Below are 22727 nucleotides of genomic sequence, written 5' to 3' on the forward strand. Positions count from 1 at the left end.
GCACGCTTTTCTTTTTATGAACAGGAAGGGTGTGAGCGCCTATGCTAAGTTGGCAAAAAAGCGCATTCCTGCCATTCAAGTCAGCGAACCGGACATGTTGATCAGCCATTTCGAACACGGCCCGGTGAGCGCCTACCCCCGGGATTACCTGGACGGCGCGCACCAGCCATTGCACCTGCATCGCGAGGCGCAGTTGCTGTATGCGGTGAGCGGGGTCATGCGGGTGGTCACGGCACAAGGTGCTTGGGTGATTCCACCGACCCGCGCGGTGTGGATCCCACCGCAGATCGGCCACGAGATCTTCATGTCCGGCGATGTGCAGATGCGTTCATTGTTCATCGCCCCCGAGCTGTCGCCCGCCAGCCTGCAACATTGTTGCGTGCTGGCCGTGACGCCGTTGCTGCGCGAACTGATTCTGCGCGCGGTGCAGGGCCCGCCCCACGCCGACAACCCGCTGATCCAGCAATTGATGCTGGAGGAGCTGGCCGGCCTCGAAAACCTGCCGCTGCACATTCCCATGCCCAGCGACCGGCGCCTGCAAAACATTTGCCTGGCGCTGCTGCGCGAGCCTGATCATCCCAACACCCTGGAAGACTGGGCGCAGCAGGTCGGCGCCAGCTCACGCACACTGGCGCGGCTGTTCCAGCAACAACTGAAGATGAATTTCAATGCCTGGCGCCAGCAATTGCGCCTGATGGAAGCCCTGCCCCGCCTGCTCGCCGGGGACAGCGTGCAGAGCGTGGCGCGGGATCTGGGTTACGGCAGCGCGCGGGCGTTCAGCGCAATGTTTCGCCGTTTGCTCGGGGACAATCCCCGGGAGTACCTCAACGCCCTGAATCAGCTCAGTTCGATCAATGCATCTCGGTGAACGCGAGTTTCACGCCGATGGCGATCAGCACGGCGCCCATGGTGCGGTCGAACCAGTGGCCCATGCGGGCGAAACCAGCGCGCACGCGCTGCTGGCTGAACAGCATTGCCACCAGGCAGAACCAGGTTGCGGTCGCGACGGCCAGATAAATCCCGTAGCCGGCCTGCACCGCCAGTGGCGTATGCGGGTTGATCACCACCGTGAACAGCGACAGGAAAAACAGCGTGGCTTTCGGGTTCAGACCATTGGTCACGAAGCCTGAAGTGAAGGCGCCACGGGCGGTGCGTTCGCCGGCCTCTTTGTGCAGGTCGTCAGTCACGGTCTTGGCGGGTTGCGCGCGCAGGGCCTTGTAGCCGATGTACAGCAGGTAAGCGGCGGCGGCCCATTTCAAAGCGTTGAACAGCACGATCGATTGGGAAACGATCAGGCCGATGCCCAGCAGCGAATAACCGACGTGCAGGAAAATCGCCGTGCCCACACCCAGCGCGGTCCAGGTCCCGGCGCGCCGACCGTGGGTCACGCTTTCGCGCACCACCACGGCGAAATCAGGACCGGGGCTGGCGACGGCCAACAGGTGGATCAGGGCAACGGTCAAGAATTCGGTCCAGTACATGGGGGCTCCTTTCGGCCAAGCGTAACGAGTTGTTTCATCTGGTAGGCTCGGCAGATTACGCCTTCCCTTCAAAGCACAACAGGTACAGTTGATGACGAACGCCCACCGCGCCGTATTCCTCGATCACCCGTCGCTGGATCTTGGCGATCTCGACTTGAGCCCTTTGCGCGACTGCTTCAGCGATCTGCAACTGTTCGCCCAGACGTTGCCTGCGCAGGTTGCCGAACGCCTGCAAGGGGCGACCGTGGCGATCAGCAACAAGGTCCTGATCGACGCCGCCGCCATGGCCGCCAACCCACAGCTGAAGCTGATCCTGATCACCGCCACCGGCACCAACAACGTCGATCTGGCCGCCGCCCGCGCCCATGGGATCACCGTGTGCAACTGCCAGGGTTACGGCACGCCATCGGTGGCGCAACACACGATCATGCTGCTGCTCAACCTCGCCACGCGGCTGGCCGATTATCAAAAAGCCGTCGGTGAAGGACGCTGGCAAGAGGCCAAACAGTTCTGTCTGCTGGATTATCCGATCGTTGAGCTGGAGGGCAAAACCCTCGGCCTGCTCGGGCATGGCGAACTGGGCGGCGCAGTGGCGCGTCTGGCCGAAGCCTTTGGCATGCGCGTGTTGCTGGGGCAGATTCCGGGACGTCCGGCCCGTACGGATCGCTTGCCGCTGGAGGAGCTGTTGCCACAGATCGACGCCCTCACCCTGCACTGCCCGCTCAATGAACACACCCGCCACTTCATCGGTGCCCGCGAGCTGGCGTCGATGAAACCGGGTGCTTTCGTGGTCAACACCGCCCGTGGCGGGCTGATTGACGAACAAGCATTGGCCGATGCACTGCGCAATGGTCATCTGGGTGGCGCGGCGACCGATGTATTGAGCGTCGAACCGCCAACCCAGGGCAATCCGCTGCTGGCCGCCGACATCCCGCGCCTGATCGTCACCCCGCACAACGCCTGGGGCAGCCGCGAAGCACGGCAGCGAATCGTCGGCCAACTGGTGGAAAACACCCAGGCGTTCTACAGCGGTAAGGCGCTGCGGGTCGTCAGTTGATAAACTGCGGCACTTTTTTTCACAGGAGCAGTTATGGATCCGCGCAGTGAAGTACTGCTTCGTCAGGTCGAGTTATTCCAGGGCTCGCTGTTGTTGGCCGGTCTGCCGGCCGATGACTTGCTCGGGCGCCTGCCCGACGCCTTCGGCTGGTGCTGGCATGCGGGTGACCAGGCGGCGCTCGACGCGCGCTTCGAAGGTCGCAGCCATTTCGGCGTGAATGTGCCGGAGCGCGAATTCGACGGCGCCGTGGTGTTCCTGCCCAAGTCCAAGGATTTGACCGACTACGTCCTCAATGCCGTGGCTTCACGTCTGGCCGGGCGTGAGGTGTTTCTGGTCGGGGAAAAGCGCAGCGGCATCGAAGGCGCGTCCAAGCAACTCAACCCGTTCGGCAAGCCGCGCAAACTCGACAGCGCACGCCATTGCCAACTGTGGCAAGTGACGGTGGCCAACGCTCCAGAAGCCAAATCCCTGGAAAGCCTGGCCCAGACTTATGAGCTGCCACTGGCCGAGGGACCGCTGAAAGTCATCAGCCTGCCGGGCGTCTTCAGCCATGGCCGACTGGATCGCGGCAGTGCCTTGCTGCTGGAACACCTGGACAAACTGCCGAGCGGTCATTTGCTGGATTTCGGTTGCGGTGCCGGGGTGCTCGGTGCGGCGGTCAAGCGTCGTTACCCGCACAATCAGGTCACGTTGCTCGACGTTGATGCCTTCGCTGCCGCCAGCAGCCGGTTGACCCTGGCGGCCAACGGCCTGGAAGCCGAGGTGCTGACCGGTGACGGTATCGATGCCGCGCCGATGGGCCTGAATGCGATTCTGAGCAACCCGCCGTTCCATGTCGGCGTTCACACCGACTATTTCGCGACCGAGAACTTGCTGCGAAAAGCGGCGAAACATCTGAAAAACGGCGGCGAACTGCGGCTGGTGGCGAACAGCTTCCTGAAGTATCAACCGCTGATCGAAGAACATCTTGGCGTGTGTGCGATCAAGGCCGAAGGCAATGGTTTCCGGATTTACCGGGCCAAGCGCGGCTGAAAATTAGCACTTGCCGAATGGATTCTGCCTAGGCAGAATCCGCTCCGTCCTAGGGGAGTAGTCTCCCACGAGCGCCATGCTCGTCCGGCATACGTCAACATACTTGATCCTCAGATCATGGCGTATGCGACCCAAGCGTCCGCAGCAGACGGATCGCAGGGTTTGACAAGACCTATGACACGCACACCTTACCCGGGGCGGGAAGGCTGTACGTGTCATAGCCGTGTCGACCCGCCCCTTAGGAAATCCTGATGCTGGACTCGTTACTCGTTCCCACCGCAATTGTTGCCCTGGCCGAAATCGGCGACAAGACGCAACTGCTCGCGCTGATTCTCGCCGCTCGCTTTCGCAAACCCTGGCCGATCATTGCCGGCATCGTCGCTGCGACCCTGGCCAACCACGCGGCAGCCGGTGCGGTAGGCGCCTGGTTCGGCAGTTTCTTCTCCGATGCTGTCCTGCACTGGATTCTCGCCGCAAGCTTCACCGCCACCGCCCTGTGGACGCTGGTGCCGGACAAGATGGACGACGACGAAGCCAGCACCGCCCGCAAGTTCGGGCCGTTCCTGACCACCCTGATCGCCTTCTTCCTCGCGGAAATCGGTGACAAGACCCAGATCGCCACCGTGATGCTGGCTGCGCAATACCCGGAACTGTGGCTGGTGATCATCGGCACCACGCTCGGCATGTTGATTGCCAACGTACCGGTGGTTCTGGCGGGTAACTTTGCCGCAGACAAATTGCCATTGACCCTGATCCGTCGCCTCGCGGCTTCGGCGTTCATGATTCTGGCAATCGTCGCGGTGTACAAGGCGATACAGAGCAGCGGCTGGGTCTGATCCGGCGGACCGCTCCCATACTCAGTGTGGGAGCGGTCATTTGTTTCAGGACTTGGGCGCTTTTTCGTAGAGCGGCATGACCTTCGGAATCGCCGCCTGCAAGGCAGCCGTGCGGCTGCTGGAGGACGGGTGAGTGCTCATGAACTCCGGCGGTGCACCTTCGGACGCCTTGCTCATCTTGTTCCACAGGGTGATCGCGGCGTTCGGGTTGTAGCCGGCGCGGGCAGCCAATTCCAGACCGATCAGGTCGGCTTCGTTCTCATTGGCGCGGCTGTTGGGCAGTGTCATGCCGTAGTTGGCCACGGTATCGGCCAGCGCCAGGCTGTCCTGACCCAGACCGAGCAACGCGCCGGCGCCCTGCTTGGCCATTTCGATGCCATAGGCCTTGGACATCGCTTCACGACCGTGCTCGCGCAGGGCGTGGGCGATTTCATGGCCCATGACCGCGGCGATTTCATCGTCGGTGAGTTTCAGGCTATCGATCAGCCCGGTGTAGAAAATGATCTTGCCGCCAGGACCGCAGTTGGCGTTGAGCTCGTCACTCTTGATCAGGTTCACTTCCCACTGCCATTGCGCCGCATCCGGACGGAAGTTCGGCGCCTGGGCGATCAAGCGGTTGGCAATCGCCTGAACCCGCTTGGCTTCGTTGCTGGTCTTGTCCAGCACACCTTTGCTGGACGCCTCGCCAACGGTCTTCTGATAGGACTGGGCATACATCTGGTCGACCTCTTGCGAGGACAGCATGCTGAACATGTACTGCTTGCGCTCCACGCCCACGGCACCGCCGCTGGTGGTGTTGACCGACTGACAACCGGCCAGCAACAGCGCCGCGCTCAGTGCACTTACAACCAATGTCTTGTTCATTCAAAAGCTCCCTGAAAACCTGCCGCGTATCCTAGGCGGGTAATTGTATCGACGCCAGATACAACGGACGTGTTGCACCTGTTTTCAGAAGACGCCCGCCAGTCCTGCAGGAAAAAATTCACATTCTTCGGCAAGCCTGCTGCAGCAGCGTCGCACACTGATCCATTTGCGACATCCGGCCCTGATTGCATGCGTTTTGCCTCATGGCGCAACAGTGGCTGCCGATACAGCAGCGGCAGACGTCCTCTCGCGTGCGGAGCTCCCATGAAGTTCAAGTCGATCCAGTTTTCCGTGGCCGCCCTGGCCGGCGCCATCGTGCTCAGCGTAGTCGCTGCGCTGGTGCTGTATGCGCTGTTCTCCGGTGCCCGCACCCAGGAAATGGTCCAGCAACGGACTCAGGCCCAGTTCGAGCAAGTCATCGAACAGCGCCTGACCTCGCTGGCGCAGACCCAGGTCAGCCAGATCCAGCGCGAACTGGAAGCGCCGCTGCTGATTGCTGGCGGACTGGTGCGCGTCAACGCCCTGCTCGGCACACCGGGCACCGACGGCCAGCCACGCCTGAACGTCAGCCGCGAGCAACTGATCAGCCTGATCAAGGAAAACGTCGAGAAGAATCCGAAGATTCTCGGCACCTACATCGGCTGGGAAAAGAACGCACTGGACCACAATGACGCGGCCTACGTCGGCACTCAGGTTGTCGGGATCGATCCCGCCAACGGGCGCTTCCTGCCGTGGTGGTTTCGCAACGACGACGGCACCTTGGGCCTGGACAAACTGGTGGACGTTGACGACCAGAAAGTCCTGTCCACCGGCGTGCGCGCCAGCGAGTACTACCTGTGCTCGAAAGAAACCAGGAAATCCTGTGTGATCGATCCGGCCCCCTACAAGGTCGGCGACAAGATCGTCATGCTCGCCTCCTTCATTGAACCGATCATGCTCAACGGCACCTTCCAGGGCATCGTCGGCGCCGACCTGTCGGTGAACTTCATCCAGGAAATGCTGCTGGGCGCAAACCAGAAGCTCTACAGCGGCGCCGGGCAAATGGCCCTGATCGGCAGCAACGGCCGGATCGTCGCCTACACCCAGGACCCGAGCAAATTCGGCGAGAAGGTCAGCGACATTCTCGACGCCCAACAGATTGCCAACATGGCCAATCTCAAGCGCGGCGAAGTGACTTACACCATCAATAAAGAGCAAGGCCGGATCGAGTTGTACCTGCCGTTCGGCATCGGTCAGACCGACGCGCGCTGGACACTGATGCTGCAACTGCCACTGAACGCGGTGATGGCCGATCTGCAAAAGCTGCAAGGCGACCTCGACGCCCAGCGCAAATCCGACACTTTCGGCATGGCCATGGTCGGCCTGATCATTGCCGGCCTCGGCCTGCTGGTGATCTGGCTGGTGGGCCACGGCATCGCCCGTCCGCTGAAGCAAATGGTGACCATGCTCGATGACATCGCTCAGGGCGAAGGTGACCTGACCCGTCGTTTGACCAGTGATCGCAAAGACGAACTCGGTTCAATCGCCAAAGGCTTCAACACCTTCCTCGCCAAATTGCAGGGGATGATCACGCAGGTGGTAGCGTCGGTACAGAGCGTCAGCGATTCCTCGGAGCACACCGCGGACATCGCGATCCGGACCAATATCGGCATTCAGAAACAGATGGCCGAGATCGATCAGGTGGCCACCGCCGTGCAGGAAATGACCGCCACCGCCCAGGACGTCGCGCGCAACGCGACCCAGGCGGCACAAGCCGCCAGCCATGCCGATCAGGCGGCCAGTCAGGGCATGCAGATCGTGCGTGACACCTCCAACTCGATTGGCGTGCTGGCCGTGGAAATCGGCAAGGCCGTGGACGTGGTGCAGACCCTGGCCAAGGACAGCGAAAACATCAACGCGATCCTGATCGCCATTCGCGGGATCGCCGAGCAGACCAACCTGCTGGCCCTCAACGCCGCCATCGAAGCAGCACGTGCCGGTGAACAGGGTCGCGGGTTTGCCGTGGTGGCCGACGAGGTGCGCAACCTGGCGCAGAAGACCCAGAAAGCCACCGAAGAAATCCAGAGCATGATCCAGCAACTGCAGCAGGGCACCCGGGATGTGGTGCGGGTCATGGAAGACAGCCAGAACCGCACCGACGAAAGCGTGCAGCACGCGGCCAAGGCCGCCGAAGCGCTGGAGACCATCACCCAGGCGGTGTCGGTGATCAACGACATGAACACCCAGATCGCCAGCGCCGCCGAAGAACAGAGCGCAGTGGCCGACGACATCAACCGCAACGTGATCAATATCGGTCAGGTGGCGAACGAGGTGGCCGGTGGTGCGGATGAATCGAGTTCGGCCAGTGCGGACCTGACCAAACTGGCGGAGCAGCAGCGGCGGTTGATCAATCAGTTCAAGGTTTAAGAGCCACCCCCTCACCCCAGCCCTCTCCCGGAGGGAGAGGGAGCCGACCGAGCTGTCTTCCGTCATACATCGACCTGGTAAATAGTGTCGATTATGGATTCAGCAAAAAACTTTCAAGTCGGTGTATTTCTGCAATATATCTCGGTCAGTCCCCTCTCCCTCCGGGAGTGTATGTACCGGAGACATGGTGAACACATGTTCGGAGACATGGTGGACGGTTTTTAGATCCTCTTACCTGCCGTAACAATCTGCAAGTTCAAGTCGATTCGGGCGATACGATGTCTACTCCAGTAGACATCGTGGATGCCATCCTCCGCTGTTTCCCTGATCGCTATCGACAGCCCGTGAAATGCTTTTCCGATTGAGTATTCACGGTTCCTCCAGTAAATCTCGCCCTTCACCTGGACCTTTCTGACCACATCTCCGTCGGCGTATTCCGGCGCCATTTGCTGCTCCTGATACTCCCGAGGGCTGCTGCCGTAGCGAGTCGCCGGCACCTGCATATCCAGCGCTTGATGAGGACGTTTCTGGTTGTAGACATCACGCCAGATATCAAATGCCTGTTGTGCGCTGTTGAGGTCCGTGAAGTGCCGACCTTGCAGCACTTCACTCTTCAGGCTGCGGTGGAAACGCTCCAGTTTTCCCTGGGTCTGCGGATGATAAGGCCGGGAGTGACCTACCTTGATGCCCTGACCCATCAGCCAGACTTCCAGCGCGGTATAAACCCCAGTCTGGTCACCCCAGGGCGAACCGTTGTCCATCGTTATACGCAAAGGCAAGCCGTAACGCCGAAAGACCCGGATTAGATGCTCCTGGACGGTGTCGCGCTGCTCATTGGCGCACGCGGCGATACACATCGAAAACCGCGAATGATCGTCCAGTATCGTCAATGGATGGCAACGCCCCTGACTCAGGCTGAAATGGCCCTTGAAGTCCATCTGCCAGAGATCGTTGGGCGCTTCATGCTCGAACCGGATAAACGGTTTGATCTCAGCAGCCTTTGGATCAACGCGTGAATGACGCTGTAAAACTGCATGCACAGTACTGACGGAAGGCATCGCTAAACCTTTGTCTTCCAGCACGCGTTTGAGCTTGCGAGCGCCCCAAGCCGCGTACTCCTGACTCACGGTCAGAATCTGCTTCTCCACCTCGTCAGCACAACGTTTGGGGGACGTCTTCGGTCGTCGTGACTGATTGTTCAGCCCCTCGGCCCCTGATTTTTCAAACCTGCTGAGCCATTTGTAGGCAGTGCTTGGGCTGATGTTGAATCGACGGCAAAGCTGCCGAACATTGGCCCCTTCTTGCCGAGCCAAAAGCACGAATTCTGTACGTAGCTGCACGGTAGACACCTCTTCCCAAGACACAGGCCATCTCCTTCGCGATGAGCAATGTGTCTATTTAAAAGTGTCCACCATGTCTCCGAACACCTGTCCACCATGTCTCCGGTACATACAGGGAGAGGGTTAGGGTGAGGGGGGCTCTTGATCTGCTGCTAGGCCGGAGTCAGACACTCCGGCCCGTTGAGCTTCGGATCATTGACCAGGTTCGCCAGCACCCGCTCACGCAAGGCGGCGGGTTCGCTGGCGAGCAGGCCTTGCAGGACGTGCAGCGGCGTTTCCGGATCGAGCCATGCCGCCTGACCCGCCTCATCGAGAATCAACGGCCGGCGCTGACTGGCCGCCGACTGAGTGATCACCGCCGTGCTCAGCCACACCTGTTCCTGCACCGGATACGCCTCCCAGATCGCCGCAAAAAACAGCGAAGAACCTTCCCCCGGCGTCAGCCAGTACGGGTGCTTGCGCACATTTCCGCGCCATTCGTAAAACCCGTTGGCCGGCAGCAGGCAACGGCGCAGGCGCAGGGCTTCGCGGAACATTGGCTGTTCGGCAACGGTTTCAGCACGGGCATGGGCCGGGGTACGCGACAGATCAGTCAGCCACGGCGGCGTCAGGCCCCAGCGGGCACGGGCCAGGGTGCGCTGGCCATCAGATTCGGCGCGCAGCATCAACACCGAATCGTTGGGGGAAATGTTCCACTGCGCCTGCTGATCAGCGGGAAAACCTGGCAGCGCCGCGAAGTCGCGGTTCCAGCGAAACAGGGCATAACGTCCACACATGGGGCAGCACGACTCAAGAAAAAAACGAACGTCAGCCTAACAGACCAGCGTACCGGGGAAGCTCTCCGGTTCATCGCCGGGCAGCGGCAGCGCGGCATTGTACGCGCTGATCAGCTCGCGGGCGTATTCGGCCTGATCGTTCTCGACCGAAAGCCCCAGCAGGCCGAAGATCGGCAACTCGCCCGTGCCGCCGAGCAGATCACGCCCCACCAGATGCGCCTCGATGCCTTCGCTGGCGAGCATGCCCTTGAGCATTTCGCCTTCCATCAGGTTTTCCGGCTCGTAGATTCGCTGCATGGGCGCACCTCACTCGTTTTCGCTGAAGACTTCCAGAAACCAATCCTCTCCATGGACCTGCAGTACGAACGTAATGGGTCGGCAACACACCTGACAGTCTTCGATATAGGTCTGATCGCCCGCCGACAGATCCACGGTCGTCTCGACTTCCTCCCCACAGTACGGACATTCATACAGTGCGCTTTCCAGCATCGCGGTCTCCCGGGTGACTTGTGCGTATAATCGCCGGTCTATTTGCAGGGCTATTTTTGTCTGGCTACTTTTTCAGACCGTGCCCCGTTGGTTTTCGATCCAAACCTTTACTTACCCTAGCCGTTTCCAACAAGAGAGCATGATGGGCGAATTCGATGCCATCCGACCTTACGACGACAGCGAAGTACCTGCGGTACTGGCAAGACTGCTCGGCGACAAGGCGTTTCTAGATATCCTCACCCACTTCCGCTTCCCGCGTTTCGCCGGTGCCTTCGGCTGGATGCTCAAACCACTTATAGCCCATCGGCTGCGTCGTGAGTTCGCCGACGTGACCTCCGTGGCCACTTTGCAGGACAAGGTCGAGTTCTACGTCGACCACACCATCGAGCGCGCCACCGATGGCGTGACCTACACCGGTGTCGAGCAATTCAAGTCCGGCAGCGCCTATCTGTTCATCGCCAACCACCGCGACATCGTGATGGACCCGGCCTTCGTCAACTACGCCGTGTACCACGCCGGCCTGCCGACCCCGCGCATTGCGATTGGCGACAACCTGCTGCAAAAGCCGTTCGTCAGCGACCTGATGCGTTTGAACAAGAGCTTCATCGTGCACCGTTCGATCACCGGGCGCCGCGAGAAAATGGCCGCCTATCAACTGCTGTCGGCCTACATCAACCACTCGATCCGCAACGATTGCGCCTCGATCTGGATCGCCCAGGCCGAAGGCCGGGCCAAGGACGGCGACGACCGTACCGAATCGGCGATTCTCAAGATGTTCCACATGAGCCGCAAGGACGAGCCGTTCGGCGAGGTCATCCAGTCGCTGAACCTGACGCCGGTGTCGATCAGCTACGAATACGACCCGTGCGACCAGGCCAAGGCCCGCGAGCTGTACATCCGCGCCACCACTGGCACCTACAGCAAGGCGCCGGGCGAGGATGACGTGAGCATCGCCAAGGGCATCACCGGCTACAAGGGCCGGGTGCACGTGAACTTCGCCGCGCCGATCACCGAGCTGTTCGAGGACACCAAGCAATTGGCGGTCGAGATGGACAAGCAGATTCTCGGCGGCTACCGGTTGTTCCCGGTGCATTACCTGGCGTACGCGCAGTGGGCCGATGCCGATCCGCAATTGAACGTGCCAAAGGCTGCCGACGTGTTCGGCGCCGAGGAACTGGCCAAGGCCCAGAAGGAATGGCAAAGCCGTCTGGACGCCTGCCCAGAGGAGCACCGCCCGTATCTGGTGCTGCAATATGCGACGCCGGTGCGCAATCAGTACCGGGTCAAGGCTGGTTTGCCGCTGTAAGCGGTTTCGGCCGGATACAAGAACGGCGCCTTCGGGCGCCGTTCTTCGTTCAGTAGCGGGTGCTGATCCAGGAAATCAGCAACGCCAGCCCCAGACAGGCAAAACCGAAACGATAGAAAAACCGGTTCATGCGCAGGGTTGCCCAGTCCAGCACCGGCTCTTGATCGGGCTGACTCTGACGCTGGGCCGCGATGCTGGCCATCGCCCGCTGTTCACGCCGACGGGTCGCGTGTAGCAGCCAACTGCCCGGGAAGGCCAGCAGCAGGGCCAGCAGGTTGATCAGTTTGGCGGGATGGGCGGTAAACAGCGTCATCAAGTGCAGCGACATCACAGACCTCAATCTAGACCGGTATGGCGAACGCCAGACCGACGACCGCGGCGCGGATTCTACCGAAACCCTCCCCGACTGCCCTACCCTTTGCGACAAATAACGCATCAATCGACCGATGGCTGTCCTGTGTCACGGCATCGTCATTTTTTTCGGCCACCCTGCGCGCCTCGAAACGTAAACGGAATGCGACATGCTTCACGCTGAAAACCAGGATCGCCTGTATCTCATCTCCCCGTCCGACGAACAACAGACCCTCGTCGGCAGCCTGGCCTTCAATGTTCAGGACCGTCACTGGCTGGTGTACTGCGCCCTCGGCGGGCACCAGCATGCGGACTTGCCCGAGACCGACCTGCTGACCGGCGTCAGCGTCCTCGACTTCTATTCGCAAGCTGCCTGAACGAAAAAGCCCGGAACCATCACTGGCCCCGGGCTTTTTCACATCAGGCGACTGCCTTATTCAGCGAGGATCTGACCCACGGTCGGATCCTTGAACAGACGGGTCAGCGCATCGCTCAGCACATCGCTGACCAGTTTGGTGTTGGTTTCCTGGTTCGGTGCCATGCCGAAACGCTGGTCCAGCGAGGCACCGTAACGACCGCTGTAACGACGGTTGGCGTTCTGCACGTCGGAGCGGAAGGTCGCGCCGATGGTGGCCTCGGTCACGTACATGCCTTCTTTCGGCGACTGGTATTTCAGTTCAGTCAGGGTCACGGTCAGTTGCGGTGCATTCATCGCGCCATTGGACGGGGTGAAGCCCAGCAGGCGCACGGCCGCTTCGGCCTGGGCCTGCAACTTCGGCAGGATCTGCTCGCGCTGCACGGTGATGGCGCTGGTTTCCGGGTACAGGCCGCCACGGGTGCCGAGGGTTGGCGACGGACGACCGTCCACTACGCGGACCACGACAGGCTGGCCATGGCCGACCGGTGCCAGCTGAGTGGTCAGCTTCGGTTCCGGGCTCAGTTGTTGCGGGCTGTGGGCGCAGCCAACCAGGGTCAAACTGGTCACAGTGATCAAACCGAACAACAGGCGTTGCAACATGCTCTTCTCTCCAGAATCAGGCACAGACAGGCCCGCAGTATAGCGGTGGGCCACTGCGGGTCACCAGCACTGAAATCTCTGACAAACCCCGGTGCACGCGGTTCCTGTCACAGATTATTCACCGCCCATACACGTTCGCGTCACGGCCTTCTGACAATCTTCCTCACAGACCCCAAAAGGAGCACTGCCATGCGCTATCTGATCTCGTTGTTCGCACCACGTCCGCTGCACCGCAGCTTCGCCCTGCTTGACCGCAACGGCCATTGCCAGGCTTTCAAGCAATGCAGCCTGCAGCCAATGGGTGACGGCTGGGTCGAAATCGAGGAAATCCGTCTCAACTGGTTGCACCAACCCCTGCCGGCCAGCGCCCGGGTCGAACAGCAGCGCCCTCGCGCACGCGCTCAGGCGATGTTGAGCATCTGACCGGATGCCTAATAAAAGTCATTAAACTCGACCAACTCCCCGCATTTCTTCGATACAATCTCCCCCCGATTATAAGGACGTCTCCTGATCGGGCCCCGCAACAGCGTCAATGCGCTTGCATTGGCATCCAAATCGCCCACAGAGAGCCGCCCACACAGATCGAGTGAAGCTGGCGTGCTTGCTGTTTCCCTGGCAAATCCCCGCTTTTCGCGAATCTGCAGAGCTGTCATGACGCTCGGTCACTGAGTTGTTTGCCCGTTTTGCCTGCCATGTATCGCGTGGCGGCAAACCCTCCGGGCACGGTGCCAGGCCCGGACAGCCCTTTTTGAGGTTCACGTCTTCAAAAGAGCGTGAAAAAAACGGGTTTTCACAACTTCACAAGAGTGTGGCGAGCAAATGAATAGTTTTGCGTCTGAACATGCACCATTAGCGTCTGAAACAGCCCAACGACACAGGAACGGGTACGCCTCGAATACCGGAGCCTGAAGCCTGTCCGCTACGGATTTGGTTGCACAAACGGATGTCTCGACCATAAGTCGAATTGCCAGCCCCGCGCCGAAATGAGTTCATGTGACTCTAGAAGCCAGGCCGCACGCATCCGTCGAAGTTGCGAAAAATTGCGAAGATTCGGACATGGCAAACCTGGCCATGGGTACCTGGGGCGCCACTGACCTGCCCCGGACACCTGGCAGCCATGCCGACAATTTGGTGCTGCAGATTTTGGAGACGCGTTAAATGGCGCATAACGAAGCAGTCGACGTAGTTCTGGTTGGGGCCGGCATCATGAGTGCCACCCTTGCAGTGCTGCTCAAGGAACTCGACCCGGCGATCAAGCTGGAAGTCGTCGAACTGATGGATTCCGGTGCCGCGGAAAGTTCCAACCCGTGGAACAACGCCGGTACCGGCCACGCCGGCCTCTGCGAGCTGAACTACACGCCGCAGGCTGCCGACGGCACTGTCGACATCAAGAAAGCCGTGCACATCAACACCCAGTTCGAGGTGTCGAAGCAGTTCTGGTCGTACCTGACCAAAAAAGGCACGTTCGGCTCGTGCAAATCCTTCATCAGCCCGGTGCCGCACCTGAGCTACGTCGAAGGCGAAAAAGGCGTTTCGTTCCTCAAGGAACGCTTCAACGTGCTGCACAAGCACCACGCCTTCGCCGACATGGAATACACCGAAGACAAGGCGAAGATGGCCGAGTGGATGCCGCTGATGATGCCGGGCCGTCCGAAAGACCAGGTGCTCGCCGCCACCCGCGTGATCAACGGCACCGACGTCAACTTCGGCGCCCTGACCAATCAGTTGCTCAAGCACCTGACCAGCGCCCCGGATGCCCAGGTCAAGTACTGCAAGCGTGTGACCGGCCTCAAGCGTAACGCCAACGGCTGGACTGTCAGTATCAAGGACGTCAACAGCGGCAGCAGCCGTGAAGTCGACGCCAAATTCGTATTCCTCGGCGCCGGTGGCGCGGCCCTGCCGCTGCTGCAAGCCTCGGGCATCGAAGAAAGCAAAGGCTTCGGCGGCTTCCCGATCAGCGGCCAGTGGCTGCGTTGCGACAACCCGGAAGTGGTCAAGCATCACCAGGCCAAGGTTTACAGCCAGGCCGCCGTGGGTTCGCCACCGATGTCCGTGCCGCATCTGGACACCCGCGTGGTCGACGGCAAGAAATCCCTGCTGTTCGGGCCATACGCCGGTTTCACCACCAAGTTCCTCAAGCACGGCTCCTTCATGGACCTGCCGATGTCGGTTCGCGCCGGCAACATCGGCCCGATGCTGGCCGTGGCCAAGAACAACATGGACCTGACCAAGTACCTGGTCAGTGAAGTGATGCAGTCGATGGAGCAGCGTCTGGAATCCCTGCGCCGTTTCTACCCGCTGGCGAAAGCCGAAGACTGGCGCCTGGAAGTGGCCGGCCAACGGGTGCAGATCATCAAGAAAGACCCGAAGAAAGGCGGCATCCTGCAGTTCGGTACCGAACTGGTGGCGGCGAAGGACGGCTCCCTCGCCGCCCTGCTCGGCGCCTCGCCAGGTGCTTCGGTGACCGTTTCGATCATGCTGGAACTGATCGAGAAATGCTTCCCGGCCAAGGCCAAGGGTGAGTGGGCTGCCAAACTGGCGGAAATCTTCCCGGCCCGTGAAAAAGTCCTGGAAACCGACGCTGCGCTGTATCGCAAGATCAACACGCAGAACAACGTCGCGCTGGAACTGGTCGAAGCCAGTAACGAGACCGAAAGCTACGCCTGATTCGGCTCCATGAAAAACGCCCCGCACTCGATGAGTGCGGGGCGTTTTTTTATGCCTCGGAAAACTGCGCAGGTATCAGCCGCGCGCTTTCTCGATCAGCTCGATGTATTCCTGTGCGTTGCGTTGATCGCGGATCTGGTCGACGAAAGTCTTGCCGTGCTCGTCCTTGCCGTCCACGTCATAACCGGCTGCAACGAAGAACGTCAGGAAACGCTCGAAATCGTCGATGCGCAGGCCGCGGTAGGCCTTGACCAGTTTGTGCAGCGACGGCGAAGTGGCGTCGACGGGCTCAAAATCGAGAAACAGCTTGATCTGCTCATCGCCGATCTCGTCACCAATCACTTGTTTCTTATCTTTACGCATTGCCGACTCCAGCTCGCAGACATTTCACGGGGCGGGCAGTTTACCCCTGCCCGGGCACGGGGCTCAACGCGCACGCGTGCTGCCGGTGTGCAGATCGGCCCAGATGTGGCCGTTGGCGTAGCTGAGGAATTGCACGTACACGGTGTCATTGCGCAGCAGATCGATGATTACCCGGTATTGGGCCAGCGGATAGAACAGGGTCAGGGTCTTGCGCTGGTCGTCGTATACCGGTTTTTTCAGGCTTTTGCTTTCGCCATCGAAGCTGACCAGCACCTGATTGATCGTCGCGCCCTTGTTCAGAGGCTTGCCCTTGAGGCGGATCATCAATGGCGAGGTGACCGGAATCGGCTGCTGATTGGACTGACGCTGGGCACCGACCACCACCGAATAGTCGAGGACCTGCAACAGTTGTTGCTGCTGGGGTTCGGCATCGCGCAGGCTCAGGTCGTCGGGTGGCAGGAACTGACTGTGCATCGGCGCGGCGACCAGGGGCAGGCTGAGGGTCAGCAACAGGGCGGCGCAGCTGCGGATCAAGAGGCTCATGACAGGCTCCGGGGGGCGGGGCCAAGCACTTTAGCAGTCTTTAAAGCAAAAGATCGCAGCCTGGGGCTGCGATCTTTCAGGGGTGCTTACATGCCTTTGACGGCGAAGATCCCGTTGGCGTTGCGCCAGTAGCCTTTGTAGTCCATGCCGTAACCGAAGATGTAGCGGTCGACGCACGGCAGGCCGACGAAATCGGCTTTCAGGTCAGGACGGGCCTTGCGGTCGTGGTCCTTGTCGATCAGCACAGCGGTGTGTACGGCTCGGGCACCGGCGTGTTTGCAGAAGTCGATGATCGCGCCCAGGGTGTGACCTTCGTCGAGGATGTCGTCGATGATCAGCACGTCGCGGTCGATGAACGAGACTTCAGGTTTGGCTTTCCAGAACAGGTCGCCGCCGCTGGTTTCGTTGCGATAGCGGGTGGCGTGCAGGTAGGACGCTTCCAGCGGAAACTGCAGATGGGTCAGCAGTTTGCCGGAAAAAATCAGCCCGCCGTTCATCACACAGAACACCACCGGGTTGCTCTCGGCCAGTTGTTCGTTGATTTGTGCACCGACGCGGGCAATGGCAGCCTCGACTTCAGCTTCGGTGTACAGGCAGTCAGCCTCTCGCATGATTTGACGGATATGCTCGAGATCAGCGGACATGGCGCTCTCCAAGGGGGGTCTGTTTCGGAAAAGCGGGCAAAGGTACGCATCCCGCACGGCCGAATCAAGCATTTGTGGACTAACGTTCTGTATGTCCTATAGGACATCACCCTCGGATAGATTAATCTAGGCCGGTTTTTTTGCCCGCCGCCGGAGCCTTTCCCCATGTCCATCCAAGAGATCCGCCATCCGCTGATCCGTCACAAACTTGGCCTTATGCGCCGTGCAGACATCAGCACCAAGAATTTCCGTGAGCTCGCTCAGGAAGTCGGTGCCCTGTTGACCTATGAAGCTACAAAAGACCTGCCGCTGGAAACCTACGATATCGAGGGTTGGTGCGGCACCGTGTCGGTCGAGAAAATCGCCGGCAAGAAAATTACCGTCGTGCCGATCCTGCGTGCCGGCATCGGCATGCTCGAAGGCGTGCTGAGCCTGATACCGGGCGCCAAGGTCAGCGCCGTCGGCGTTGCCCGTAACGAAGAAACCCTGCAGGCCCACACCTATCTGGAAAAGCTGGTTCCGGAAATCGACGAACGTCTCGCCATGATCATCGACCCGATGCTCGCCACCGGCAGCTCCATGGTTGCAACCATCGACCTGCTGAAGAAGGCCGGCTGCAAGGACATACGCGCGATGGTGCTGGTGGCCGCGCCGGAAGGCATTGCCGCTGTCGAGAAAGCTCACCCGGACGTGATCATCTACACCGCGTCCATCGATCAGAAACTCAACGAGCACGGTTACATCATTCCTGGGCTTGGCGATGCCGGTGACAAGATCTTCGGCACCAAGCAGAAGGACGCGTAACCATGCAGCAAGAGTTCAACGATCCGCTCTGGCGCACGGTACTGTCCGGCGCACAGATGCTGTTCGTGGCTTTCGGCGCCCTGGTGCTGATGCCGCTGATCACGGGTCTTGACCCGAACGTGGCACTGTTTACCGCAGGTCTGGGCACGATTCTGTTCCAGATTGTCACCGGGCGTCAGGTGCCGGTGTTTCTGGCGTCGAGCTTTGCCTTCATCACCCCGATCATTCTCGCCAAGGGCCAGTTCGGCCTCGCCGCGACCATGGGCGGCGTGATGGCGGCCGGTTTCGTCTACACCTTCCTTGGCCTGGCCGTGAAGATCAAAGGCACCGGCTTCATTGACCGTCTGCTGCCACCGGTAGTGATCGGTCCGGTGATCATCTCCATTGGCCTGGCCATGGCGCCGATTGCCGCGAACATGGCGATGGGCAAGGCCGGTGACGGTTCCGAGCTGATCCATTACCAGACCGCGATGATGATCTCGATGCCGGCGCTGCTGACCACGTTGATCGTGGCGGTGTTCGGCAAAGGCATCTTCCGCCTGGTGCCGATCATTTCCGGCGTGCTGGTGGGTTTCGCCATGTCCTTCTATTTCGGTGTCGTCGACACCGCGAAGATTGCGGCGGCCCCATGGTTTGCACTTCCTCATTTCACCGCGCCGGAGTTCAACTGGCAGGCGATCCTGTTCATCGTCCCGGTAGCTTTGGCCCCGGCGATCGAACACATCGGCGGCGTGATTGCGGTCGGCAGCGTGACCGGTCGCGACTACCTGAAGAAGCCTGGCCTGCATCGCACGCTGCTCGGTGACGGCATCGCCACCACGGCAGCCGGTCTGTTTGGCGGTCCGCCCAATACCACCTACGCCGAAGTGACTGGCGCGGTGATGCTGACCAAGAACTACAACCCGAAAATCATGACCTGGGCAGCGATCTTCGCCATCAGCCTGGCGTTCATCGGCAAGTTCGGCGCCCTGCTGCAAAGCATTCCGGTGCCGGTGATGGGCGGGATTCTGTGCCTGCTGTTCGGTTCGATCGCGGCGGTGGGGATGAACACCCTGATCCGTCACAAGATCGATCTGGGCGAAGCACGCAATCTGGTGATCGTTTCGGTGACCCTGGTGTTCGGTATCGGCGGTGTGCTGGTCGGTACCGGGACCGGTCCGGATGACTTCGGCCTCAAAGGCATCGCGCTGTGCGCGGTGGTGGCGATTGCGCTGAACCTGATCCTGCCGGGCAACGACAGCTGGAAACACAAGAAGGCGGATGAGCCGCTGATCTAAACTTTTAGATCTTCATCGCCTGACAGTCAGCCTTCGCGAGCAAGCCCGCTCCCACATTGAAATGCAATCAAATGTGGGAGCGGGCTTGCTCGCGAAGCTTTTGACTTTTAGAGGGCCAGTGGCGCCCGTTCACACAGCGTTGCCAACGCCTTCGCCCATTGCGGGTCATCGTTCAGGCACGGCACCAGCACCAACTCCTCCCCTCCCGCCTCGCGGAACTGTTCCTTGCCGCGATCGCCGATCTCTTCAAGGGTCTCGATGCAATCGGCGACAAACGCCGGGCACATCACCAGAATCTTCTTCACGCCGCTTTTGGCCAGTTCATCCAACCGCGCTTCAGTGTAGGGCTCGATCCATTTCGCCCGGCCCAGCCGCGACTGAAACGACACCGACCACTTGCCGTCCGGCAACCCCATGCGTTGCGCGAACAGCGCCGCCGTACGCAGGCACTGGGCGCGATAACAGGTGGCCAATACGGCAGCCGAGGCGTTCCTGCAGCAATCTTCATTCTTGAAGCAATGATTGCCGGTCGGGTCGAGTTTGGTCAGGTGCCGCTCCGGCAAACCGTGGAAGCTCAGCAACAGGTGATCGTAATCCTGTTGCAAATGCGGTTTGGCGCTCGCCACCAGCGCGTCGAGGTATTCCGGCTGATCGTAGAACGGCTGCAACACCGACAGCTGCACATCGAGCTTCTTCTCGCGCAGCACCCGCTTGGCTTCTTCAATCACCGTAGTGGTGGTGCTGTCGGCGAACTGTGGATAAAGCGGCGCGAGGGTGATGCGTTTGTGCCCCGCCGCGACCAGCTTCAACAGGCTAGTTTCAATCGACGGCTCGCCGTAACGCATGGCCAGCTCAACCGGGCCGTGAGTCCACTGCGCCTTCATCTGCTGTTGCAGGCGACGGCTGAGCACCACCAGCGGCGAGCCTTCGTCCCACCAGATCGAAGCGTAGGCATGGGCCGACTGCTCCGGGCGCTTGATCAGGATCAGTGACACCAGCAGACGCCGCACCGGCCAGGGCAGGTCGATCACGTACGGGTCCATCAGAAATTGATTGAGGTAGCTGCGCACGTCGGCCACCGAAGTGGAGGCCGGCGAACCCAGGTTGACCAGAAGCAAGGCGTGATCGGTCATGCAACGTCCTATTTCAGAGGCGGCTGGAGAGATCGTCCAGGGCCGCGCGTAAATCCGTGAACCGGAAGGTGAATCCGGCTTCCAGCAAGCGTGCCGGCGTGGCCCGCTGACCACCCAGCAACAGCAATGACATCTCGCCGAGCACGACCTTAAGGGCCAGCGCCGGCATCGGCATGAACGCCGGGCGATGCAGCACGCGGCCCAGCGTCTTGGCAAATTCGCGATTGCGCACAGGTTTCGGCGCGCACGCATTATAAGGACCACTCGCCTGATCGCGGTGCAGAAGAAAATCAATCAGGGCGATTTGATCGTCGATATGAATCCACGACATCCACTGCCGACCATTGCCCAAAGGCCCACCCAGCCCGAGTTTGAACGGCAGCAACAGGCGCGACAAAAAACCGCCCTCGGCCGACAGCACCAGCCCGGTTCGTACCAGTACCACACGAATGTCCATCGCTTCGGCGCGCTGCGCGGTTTCCTCCCAGGCAATGCACAACTGACTGGCGAAGTCATCGATCACCGGTGGCGATTGCTCGGTCAACTCACGCTCACCGCCGTCACCGTACCAGCCCACCGCCGAACCGGAAATCAGCAGCGACGGTTTCTGTCCGCGGTTTTCCAGCCACGTCAGCAGCGTCTCGGTGAGCGTGATCCGGCTGCTCCACAGTAATGCCTTGCGTCGATGTGTCCACGGCCGATCGGCAATCGGCGCGCCGGCGAGGTTGACGATCACGTCCACGGCTTCGTCGCCAAGGTCCTCCAGACGCGCGATGCCACGCACTTGAGCGCCGCAGATTTTCGCGACCTTTTCCGCACGACGGCTCCACACGGTCAACCGGTGGCCCTGACCCGACCAGTGCCGGCAGAGCTGACGTCCGATCAATCCAGTACCGCCGGTCAGCAATATGTGCATGACGTCTTCCTCACGTGGCGTTTTACTTCGATCACTAGTCTATTTTTATAGGCAGGGATCTTTTCTATCGGACAAGCTCTATTGTTTAACAATAGGCCAAGCTGTCAGAACGAGAATGCTGGAAGTTATACCAAAAAACAAAATTGTACAGGTTTCATCCACGGCGTAGTCTGTACAGAAAGGTAAACGAGGCCCCTATGACTGTACCTATCGCAATCATCGGCACCGGCATCGCCGGGCTCTCCGCCGCCCAGGCCCTCACCGAGGCCGGGCACACCGTTCAGTTGTTCGATAAAAGCCGCGGCAGCGGCGGGCGCATGTCGAGCAAGCGCAGCGATGCCGGCTCGCTGGACATGGGTGCCCAATATTTCACGGCCCGCGACCGGCGCTTCGTCACCGAAGTCCAGCGCTGGCAAAGCCAGGGCTGGGTCGCCGAGTGGACGCCGCAGCTCTATACCTTTCATGGCGGACAACTGAACCTGTCACCGGACGAGCAGACCCGCTGGGTCGGCTCGCCGCGCATGAGCGCCATCACCCGTGGTTTGCTCGATGGCCTGGAAGTGCATTTCGCCTGCCGGATCACCGAGGTCTATCGCGGCGAAGAGCACTGGCACCTGCAAGATGCCGAGGGCTTCACTCACGGGCCGTACAGCCACGTGGTGATCGCCACGCCGGCGCCGCAGGCCACCGCCCTGCTGGCCGCCGCGCCGAAACTCGCCGGTGCCGCCGCCGGGGTAAAAATGGACCCGACCTGGGCCGTCGCCCTTGCCTTCGACACGCCGCTGGATACGCCCATCGAAGGCTGCTTCGTCCAGGACAGCGCCCTCGACTGGCTGGCCCGCAACCGCAGCAAACCGGGACGCGACACCACGTGCGATACCTGGGTCCTGCACGCCACCAGCGCCTGGAGCCGGCAACACATCGACCTGCCCAAGGAAGCGGTGATCGAACAATTGCACGGCGCCTTCGCCGAACTGTTGCACAGCGCCATGCCGGCCCCGACCTTCAGCCTCGCCCACCGCTGGCTTTATGCCCGCCCGGCCAGCAGTCATGAATGGGGCACCCTGGCCGACGCCGATCTGGGCCTGTATGCCTGTGGCGACTGGTGCCTGTCGGGGCGGGTCGAAGGGGCGTGGCTCAGTGGTCAGGAGGCTGCAAGACGCTTGCACGAACACTTACAGTGAACCGCATCAACCCGCGCAAATTGCTGCTGTCGAAATGGACAGCAGCCCACCCGAAAAACCGTGAAAAGCATTTCCTGGTGACCGAACTGTTCCGCGACGAGGACGGCACGGTGCTGGAAATCGAATTGCAGGCCGTGCTCACCCGGCGTACCGAGCAATGCGACTGGCGCGCTTTGCAGGATGATTCACACTGGAAAATGGGCTGGCGCTGAAAACCTCAAAAAACTTATACAAATAGTT

26 protein-coding genes and 1 riboswitch are annotated in these 22727 nt (G+C 60.5%); of the genes, 13 read left to right on the plus strand and 13 right to left on the minus strand.

What is annotated here, in order from left to right:
* Positions 1–94 precede the first annotated feature (94 nt).
* Positions 95–868: an AraC family transcriptional regulator gene (locus NE357_RS23940; protein WP_169432705.1), complete on the plus strand. Its 774-nt coding sequence runs from the start codon at positions 95–97 to the stop codon at positions 866–868.
* Here the strand turns inward: NE357_RS23940 and NE357_RS23945 are convergent.
* Positions 852–1481 (minus strand): LysE family translocator, encoded by a 630-nt coding sequence (locus NE357_RS23945; RefSeq protein ID WP_169431876.1) that lies wholly within the window; start codon positions 1479–1481, stop codon positions 852–854. The genes NE357_RS23940 and NE357_RS23945 overlap by 17 nt on opposite strands.
* Before the next feature lie 91 nt (positions 1482–1572).
* Here NE357_RS23945 and NE357_RS23950 point away from each other — a divergent pair, with 91 nt between their 5' ends.
* The 3 genes from NE357_RS23950 to NE357_RS23960 all read left to right on the plus strand — a co-directional run bounded on the left by NE357_RS23950 (position 1573) and on the right by NE357_RS23960 (position 4406).
* The gene (locus NE357_RS23950) at positions 1573–2538 is read left to right on the plus strand and encodes a 2-hydroxyacid dehydrogenase (RefSeq protein WP_169431877.1); all 966 of its coding nucleotides are present in this window, start codon (positions 1573–1575) and stop codon (positions 2536–2538) included.
* Positions 2539–2571: 33 nt separating this feature from the next.
* Positions 2572–3570, plus strand: coding sequence for a class I SAM-dependent methyltransferase (locus NE357_RS23955; RefSeq protein WP_169431878.1), 999 nt, complete (start codon positions 2572–2574; stop codon positions 3568–3570).
* Between the two features lie 39 nt (positions 3571–3609).
* Positions 3610–3734: riboswitch (yybP-ykoY riboswitch) on the plus strand.
* Positions 3735–3821: 87 nt separating this feature from the next.
* Entirely contained in the window at positions 3822–4406 is a 585-nt protein-coding gene (locus NE357_RS23960) for a TMEM165/GDT1 family protein (protein WP_169431879.1), read from the plus strand.
* A gap of 45 nt (positions 4407–4451) precedes the next feature.
* Here the strand turns inward: NE357_RS23960 and NE357_RS23965 are convergent, their stop codons facing one another.
* Positions 4452–5270 carry a M48 family metallopeptidase gene (locus NE357_RS23965; RefSeq protein WP_169431880.1) on the minus strand — a complete coding sequence of 273 codons (819 nt, stop codon included), beginning with the start codon at positions 5268–5270 and terminating at the stop codon, positions 4452–4454.
* Between the two features lie 264 nt (positions 5271–5534).
* Between NE357_RS23965 and NE357_RS23970 the strand changes: the two genes are divergently transcribed.
* A complete protein-coding gene (locus NE357_RS23970; RefSeq protein ID WP_169431881.1) occupies positions 5535–7676 on the plus strand; it encodes a methyl-accepting chemotaxis protein in 2142 nt (713 codons plus the stop codon).
* Positions 7677–7897: 221 nt separating this feature from the next.
* On the opposite strand, the gene NE357_RS23975 is transcribed toward NE357_RS23970, so the two are convergent.
* The 4 genes from NE357_RS23975 to NE357_RS23990 form a co-directional block, all read right to left on the minus strand.
* Entirely contained in the window at positions 7898–9040 is a 1143-nt protein-coding gene (locus NE357_RS23975) for an IS481 family transposase (RefSeq protein ID WP_169431882.1), read from the minus strand.
* A 128-nt stretch (positions 9041–9168) separates the two neighbouring features.
* Complete coding sequence (locus NE357_RS23980; protein ID WP_169431883.1) at positions 9169–9792, minus strand: SOS response-associated peptidase; 624 nt, start codon at positions 9790–9792, stop codon at positions 9169–9171.
* Between the two features lie 36 nt (positions 9793–9828).
* Complete coding sequence (locus NE357_RS23985; RefSeq protein ID WP_085709319.1) at positions 9829–10089, minus strand: putative signal transducing protein; 261 nt, start codon at positions 10087–10089, stop codon at positions 9829–9831.
* Positions 10090–10098: 9 nt separating this feature from the next.
* Positions 10099–10281, minus strand: a complete 183-nt coding sequence (locus tag NE357_RS23990) for a CPXCG motif-containing cysteine-rich protein (protein WP_096797159.1) — start codon at positions 10279–10281, stop codon at positions 10099–10101.
* A 139-nt stretch (positions 10282–10420) separates the two neighbouring features.
* On the opposite strand from NE357_RS23990, the gene NE357_RS23995 reads away from it, so the two are divergent.
* A complete protein-coding gene (locus tag NE357_RS23995; protein WP_169431884.1) occupies positions 10421–11587 on the plus strand; it encodes a 1-acyl-sn-glycerol-3-phosphate acyltransferase in 1167 nt (388 codons plus the stop codon).
* 49 nt (positions 11588–11636) lie between these two features.
* Here NE357_RS23995 and NE357_RS24000 read toward each other — a convergent pair whose 3' ends face one another.
* The gene (locus tag NE357_RS24000; protein WP_169431885.1) at positions 11637–11915 is read right to left on the minus strand and encodes a hypothetical protein; all 279 of its coding nucleotides are present in this window, start codon (positions 11913–11915) and stop codon (positions 11637–11639) included.
* 193 nt (positions 11916–12108) lie between these two features.
* Here NE357_RS24000 and NE357_RS24005 point away from each other — a divergent pair, with 193 nt between their 5' ends.
* Positions 12109–12315 (plus strand): hypothetical protein, encoded by a 207-nt coding sequence (locus NE357_RS24005; protein ID WP_039766399.1) that lies wholly within the window; start codon positions 12109–12111, stop codon positions 12313–12315.
* A 56-nt stretch (positions 12316–12371) separates the two neighbouring features.
* Here NE357_RS24005 and NE357_RS24010 read toward each other — a convergent pair whose 3' ends face one another.
* Complete coding sequence (locus NE357_RS24010; protein ID WP_169431886.1) at positions 12372–12956, minus strand: YajG family lipoprotein; 585 nt, start codon at positions 12954–12956, stop codon at positions 12372–12374.
* A 189-nt stretch (positions 12957–13145) separates the two neighbouring features.
* On the opposite strand from NE357_RS24010, the gene NE357_RS24015 reads away from it, so the two are divergent.
* Entirely contained in the window at positions 13146–13379 is a 234-nt protein-coding gene (locus NE357_RS24015) for a hypothetical protein (RefSeq protein WP_039766297.1), read from the plus strand.
* Positions 13380–14114: 735 nt separating this feature from the next.
* Entirely contained in the window at positions 14115–15623 is a 1509-nt protein-coding gene (mqo, locus tag NE357_RS24020) for a malate dehydrogenase (quinone) (protein WP_169431887.1), read from the plus strand.
* A gap of 75 nt (positions 15624–15698) precedes the next feature.
* Here mqo and NE357_RS24025 read toward each other — a convergent pair whose 3' ends face one another.
* From NE357_RS24025 to NE357_RS24035, 3 genes are all read right to left on the minus strand, one after another.
* Positions 15699–15986, minus strand: a complete 288-nt coding sequence (locus NE357_RS24025; protein WP_169431888.1) for a PA4642 family protein — start codon at positions 15984–15986, stop codon at positions 15699–15701.
* 63 nt (positions 15987–16049) lie between these two features.
* The gene (locus NE357_RS24030) at positions 16050–16529 is read right to left on the minus strand and encodes a hypothetical protein (protein ID WP_169431889.1); all 480 of its coding nucleotides are present in this window, start codon (positions 16527–16529) and stop codon (positions 16050–16052) included.
* An 86-nt stretch (positions 16530–16615) separates the two neighbouring features.
* The gene (locus NE357_RS24035) at positions 16616–17173 is read right to left on the minus strand and encodes a hypoxanthine-guanine phosphoribosyltransferase (protein WP_085709312.1); all 558 of its coding nucleotides are present in this window, start codon (positions 17171–17173) and stop codon (positions 16616–16618) included.
* A gap of 165 nt (positions 17174–17338) precedes the next feature.
* Between NE357_RS24035 and upp the strand changes: the two genes are divergently transcribed.
* Together upp and NE357_RS24045 are read left to right on the plus strand one after the other, a co-directional pair.
* A complete protein-coding gene (gene upp / locus NE357_RS24040) occupies positions 17339–17977 on the plus strand; it encodes a uracil phosphoribosyltransferase (RefSeq protein ID WP_007951682.1) in 639 nt (212 codons plus the stop codon).
* A gap of 2 nt (positions 17978–17979) precedes the next feature.
* The gene (locus NE357_RS24045) at positions 17980–19254 is read left to right on the plus strand and encodes a uracil-xanthine permease family protein (protein WP_169431890.1); all 1275 of its coding nucleotides are present in this window, start codon (positions 17980–17982) and stop codon (positions 19252–19254) included.
* 107 nt (positions 19255–19361) lie between these two features.
* Here NE357_RS24045 and hemH read toward each other — a convergent pair whose 3' ends face one another.
* Both hemH and NE357_RS24055 read right to left on the minus strand, forming a co-directional pair.
* Positions 19362–20387, minus strand: coding sequence for a ferrochelatase (hemH, locus tag NE357_RS24050; RefSeq protein ID WP_169431891.1), 1026 nt, complete (start codon positions 20385–20387; stop codon positions 19362–19364).
* A gap of 13 nt (positions 20388–20400) precedes the next feature.
* Complete coding sequence (locus NE357_RS24055) at positions 20401–21303, minus strand: TIGR01777 family oxidoreductase (RefSeq protein ID WP_169431892.1); 903 nt, start codon at positions 21301–21303, stop codon at positions 20401–20403.
* A gap of 197 nt (positions 21304–21500) precedes the next feature.
* Between NE357_RS24055 and NE357_RS24060 the strand changes: the two genes are divergently transcribed.
* Together NE357_RS24060 and NE357_RS24065 are read left to right on the plus strand one after the other, a co-directional pair.
* Complete coding sequence (locus NE357_RS24060) at positions 21501–22487, plus strand: NAD(P)/FAD-dependent oxidoreductase (RefSeq protein WP_169431893.1); 987 nt, start codon at positions 21501–21503, stop codon at positions 22485–22487.
* The gene (locus NE357_RS24065; protein ID WP_169431894.1) at positions 22484–22699 is read left to right on the plus strand and encodes a TIGR02450 family Trp-rich protein; all 216 of its coding nucleotides are present in this window, start codon (positions 22484–22486) and stop codon (positions 22697–22699) included. The genes NE357_RS24060 and NE357_RS24065 overlap by 4 nt, the downstream gene beginning before the upstream one ends.
* The last annotated feature ends 28 nt before the right edge of the window (positions 22700–22727 follow it).

This window comes from Pseudomonas sp. G7(2022), from assembly GCF_052660475.1.